Origin of the sequence: Streptomyces sp. FH025, from assembly GCF_017427025.1 — a bacterium.
GTDB lineage: Bacteria > Actinomycetota > Actinomycetes > Streptomycetales > Streptomycetaceae > Kitasatospora.
The window spans coordinates 1-4,481 of sequence record NZ_JAFLNG010000638.1; the positions used below are offsets into that span (position 1 = coordinate 1).

4 protein-coding genes are annotated in these 4,481 nt (G+C 75.4%); 1 reads left to right on the forward strand and 3 read right to left on the reverse strand.

All coding sequences use genetic code 11. From position 1 onward, the window contains the following. A partial coding sequence (locus J0670_RS31075; RefSeq protein ID WP_207815168.1) for a glycosyltransferase family 4 protein occupies positions 1-1,084 on the reverse strand: 1,084 nt, incomplete at its 3' end. A 213-nt stretch (positions 1,085-1,297) separates the two neighbouring features. Between J0670_RS31075 and J0670_RS31080 the strand changes: the two genes are divergently transcribed. Next, on the forward strand, positions 1,298-2,662 hold the full coding sequence (locus tag J0670_RS31080) for a glycosyltransferase 87 family protein (protein ID WP_307806777.1): 1,365 nt from the start codon (positions 1,298-1,300) through the stop codon (positions 2,660-2,662). Here the strand turns inward: J0670_RS31080 and J0670_RS31085 are convergent. Continuing rightward, positions 2,659-3,690, reverse strand: a complete 1,032-nt coding sequence (locus J0670_RS31085; RefSeq protein WP_207815169.1) for a hypothetical protein — start codon at positions 3,688-3,690, stop codon at positions 2,659-2,661. The two genes, J0670_RS31080 and J0670_RS31085, sit on opposite strands and share 4 nt — an antisense overlap. A 167-nt stretch (positions 3,691-3,857) precedes the next feature. After that, positions 3,858-4,481: C40 family peptidase (locus J0670_RS31090; RefSeq protein ID WP_207815171.1), on the reverse strand; the 624-nt coding region annotated here is incomplete at its 5' end.

Genomic DNA, 4,481 nt, shown 5'->3' on the forward strand with positions numbered 1-4,481 from the left:
AGCGCTCCACCCAGCGCCGCCCGGCCTCGCCCATCCGCCGCCGCAGCTCCTCGTCCCGCAGCAGCCGGACGATCCGCTCCGCGGCCGCCGGGGCCGAGCCGCCGGGCACCACGTAGCCGGTCTCGCCCTCCAGCACCGCGTCCGGCGCGCCGCCGGAGTCCCCCGCGACCACCGGCAGGCCGGTCGCCGAGGCCTCCAGGTAGACGATCCCCAGGCCCTCCACGTCCAGCCCGCCGCGCCTGGTCCGGCAGGGCATCGCGAACACGTCCCCGGCCCCGTAGTGGGCGGGCAGCTCCTCCCACGGCACCGAGCCGGTGAAGCGCACCGACTCCCGTACGCCCGTGGCGTCCGCCAGCTTCTCCAGGTCCGCCCGGTACGGGCCGCCGCCGACGATCAGCAGCACCGCGTCCGGCACGTCCGCGAGGATCTGCGGCATCGCCTCGATCAGGGTGTCCTGGCCCTTGCGCGGCACCAGCCGGGAGACGCAGACCACCACCGGCCGGTCCGCCAGGCCGAGCCGGCGGCGCACCTCGGCGCCCCCCGAGTCCGGGTGGAAGGTCGTCTCGTCCACGCCCGGCGGCAGCTGCACCATCCGGGCCGCGGCCTGCGGCCCGACGGCGGCGGCGATCCGCGAGCGGGTGTACTCGCCCAGGTAGGTCAGCACGTCGGTGCCCGCCCCGATCCGCCGCAGCAGCTGCCGGGAGGCCGGCAGCTGGGCCCAGGCGGCCTCGTGCCCGTGGGTCATGCCGAGCAGCCGCCCGGCCCCGGCCCGGCGCAGCGCGGGCGCCATCAGGCCGAGCGGGGCGGCGGCGCCGAACCAGACCGAGTCGCACCCCTCGGCGCGCAGGATCTCGGCGGCCCGCCGGGTGACCCGGGGTGTGGGAACCATCACCTTCGTGCGGTCCCGGATCACCGGGAAGGGCTGCTCCGCGTCGAAGCGCGCCACCTCGGTGCCGTCCCGCCAGGTCGAGGCGTACACCACGATGCTCCCCGGGGGCTGACGGACAGCCATGTTATGCACGAAGGCCTGGATGCCTCCCGGACGGGGCGGGAAGTCATTGGTGACGATCAAGGTTCTGTGCATCAGGCCACGGCTCGCTCGGTCGGGGGGTGCTCGGTGTACCGCTGGGTGATCCGTACGATAGGTCAACACCATGACCCGCCGGGAACGGAAGCGCGCACGGCAACCGTTTGACCCCCGGGTCAGTCCTAGTACCTAGGCCGCGGACGCGGCGGCCCGGGCGTCCGTCAGTACGACGCCTCCGGTGAGGACGTACGAGACGAACGAGGGAGCGCAGTGGAATTGGCCCCGGCCACCGAGTCCGGTTCTTCGCGCGGCCGACTCGGCCGCCCGCTCGGGGCGCTCGCCGCCCTCGGCGCGACCTGGGTGGCCACCCGTACCCTGCTGGTGCTGCTGATGACCGGCGTGCTGAAGGCGCCCGGCGGCGACATCACGGCCGACGTCTGGATGATCTACCACGCCTGGTACGGCGTGCTCCAGACCGGCACCTTCCCCTTCGACGACGTGACCTGGCAGTACCCGCCGGGCGCCGCCCTGGTGATCCTGCTGCCGGGCCTGCTGCCCTGGTCGTACCTGGTCTCGTTCTGGGTGATCTGCGGCATCGCCGACGCCGCCGCGACCGCACTGCTGATCCGCACCGGCCTGCGCCGGGGCCGGGCGCTGACCGGCGCCTGGATGTGGGTGGTGGCCGTCCCGCTGCTCGGCCCGATGATCTACAACCGCTTCGACATCCTCGTCACCGCGCTCGCCCTGGCCGGCCTGCTGGCGCTGATCCGTCGCCCGGCGGTGGGCGGGCTGCTGCTGGGCCTGGGCGGGATCGTCAAGATCTGGCCGCTGCTCGGCCTGATCGGCACCCCGTCCGGCCGCCGCACCCGCCGCTCCTGGACGCTGGCCGCGGCCACCGCCGTCTCGGTGGGCTTCCTGCTCGCGGCCGGGATGAACGGCGCCTTCGACTTCCTGACCTTCCAGGCGGACCGCGGCATCGAGGTCGAGTCGGTCGGCGCGCTGCCGCTGCACTTCGCCCGGATCGCCGGGGCCTGGGACGGCAAGGTCACCATGAACTACGGCTCCCCCGAGATGCTCGGGCCGTGGGTCGGCGTGATCAGCAAGGTGATGATGGCCGGCACCGTGATCGGCTTCCTGTGGCTGCTGCTGTGGCGCTTCAAGGCCCGCCGCCGCAACGCGGCCACCATGTACGACGCGGCGCTGTGCGCCCTGCTGATCTTCGTGGTGACCAGCCGGGTGATCAGCCCGCAGTACCTGGTCTGGCTGATCGGCGTCGCGGCGGTCTGCCTGACCGTGCGCAACAGCAGCCAGCGGCCGGTGGCCCTGCTGATCCTGATCGCCTGCCCGCTCACGCTGCTCGAGTTCCCGACCCTGTTCACCCAGGTCCTGGCCAGCGACCCGTGGGCGATCACCGTGCTGAGCCTGCGCAACCTGCTGCTGGTGGCCGCCGCCGTGCTCTCCTGCGTCCGGCTCTGGCGCTCCACCCGCGCCGCGGAGCCGCTGCCGCCCACCGTGGTGCTGCCCGAGCCGCGGGCGCTGCCGCCCGCGTCGTCCTACCCGGTGCGCCCGGGCATCGCCTACGAGCAGGACCTGCTGGACGGCATCGGCACCCCTGGAACCCCCGCCAAGCGCTAGCCCTTGAGGGCCTCCACCTCGGCCCGCCAGAGCTCGGTGAACCCGTCCAGCCCGACGCCCAGTCCGGCGCGCAGCAACCGGTCCGTGCGCCGTTCCCGGTCCTCGCCCTGCCCGTCGTCCGCGCCGACCGCCCGGTAGAGGGCGACCAGCCGCTCCGGCCCCCAGCGGCGGGCGATCAGGTCGCAGGCGAGCCAGGACTGCTCGTAGGCCTGGGCGATGCCGGTGGCGCCCGCGGCGTAGTCCCGGTCGGCGGGCAGCGCGCTCGGCAGCCTCCCGGCCTCGACGTCCCGGGCCAGCTCGGGGGAGATCTGCCGCGGGCTGCGCCCGGAGTCGCGGTAGGCGGTCCAGTCGGCGACGCCCTCGGAGAGCCACAGCGGCGTCCACGCCCGGGTGTCGGCCCTGGTCGCGACGTGGGTGGCCTCGTGGGTGACGACGACCTGCCGGCCGAACCCGCTGAGCCGGCCGAACGCCTCGGGGTTGACCACCACCCGGTCCGCGGGGGTGCGCCGGGGCGCGCCGGGGGCGGCCACGGTGACCGCCGCCATGCCCGTCCAGCCCGCCGGATCACCTTCCAGCAGCCGGGCGAACTGCGCCTCGTCGGCGGGCAGTTCGAGCAGCAGCCGGCCCGGCCAGTCGTCGCCCCAGACCGCGCTGACGGCCGCCACCGCCCGGTCCCCCACCTCGACCAGGCCGCTCGGGGCGGGCCCCTCGGCCAGGCCGAGCACCAGGCAGTGCGCGCCGGGCGCGGTACGGGCGGGGCCGAGGTCCCACAGCGCCGGGGGCCCGCTCGCGCTCTCCTCCCGCTCGACGCGCCAACCGCCGGCGTCCCGGACCAGTGTGATCCGGCGCGGATACACCTCGGGGTACTCGTCGTACCCGGCGATCCGCACCACCAGTTCGGCGGCGGCGGTCAGCCGGTCCGGCCCGTCGGCCGGGGAGAGCACCAGGTTGCGGTAGGCCGCCTCGGCCCCGGTGAGCCCGGACCAGGACGGCAGCGAGCGCGCCCGCTCCGCCAGCAGCCCGGCCACCTCGGCGTACGGGTCGGCCGCCCGCTGCGCCGGAACCGCCGGGGCGGCCCGCGGCAGCGACAGCTGGGTGAGCCCGCCGACCGCCAGCAGCAGCGCGCCGCGCCGGGACAGCGCGCCGTGGCGCGGGTCGGTCGCGTGGTGGCCGGCCGGGCCGGGGGGTGTCGCGCTCAGAGCCGGACCACCCCCGCGACCGGCATCGCGGTGACGCTCTCGTACCGGACCCTGGCGCCCGGGTAGGGGGCGTGCACGATCACCCCGCCGCCGGCGTACATCCCGACGTGGTGCATGTCCCGGTAGAAGATCACCAGGTCTCCCGGCCGCGCTTCGGAGAGGCTGATCCGCTGCCCGGCGTGCGCCTGGGCCTGCGAGGTGCGCGGCAGGGTCACTCCGGCCTGCCGCCAGCTGTAGTACATCAGACCGGAGCAGTCGAAGGCACGGGGCCCGGTGGCGCCGTACACGTACGGCGATCCGATCATCCGCACCGCGGCGGCCAGTGCGGCCGCCCCGCGCTCGGAGGCGGGCGGGGCCTCGCCGAGGTCCAGCCGGTCGGTGCCGCGGGTCGCGCGCTGCTCGGCGTCCCGGGCGTCCTGGGCGGCCATCCGGGCCCGCTCGTCGGCGTCCAGGCCGTTGAGCAGCTTCTGCGCCGCGGCCAGCCGCTGCTGGATCTGCTGCTTGCTCTCGGCCAGCGAGCGGCGGGCCTGGTCCAGCTCGGCGAGCTTGCCCGCGGTCTCGGCGCGGCGCTGGTCGAGCCGGCGCTCACGGCTGATCAGCTCGTGCAGCGTCTCCTGCTG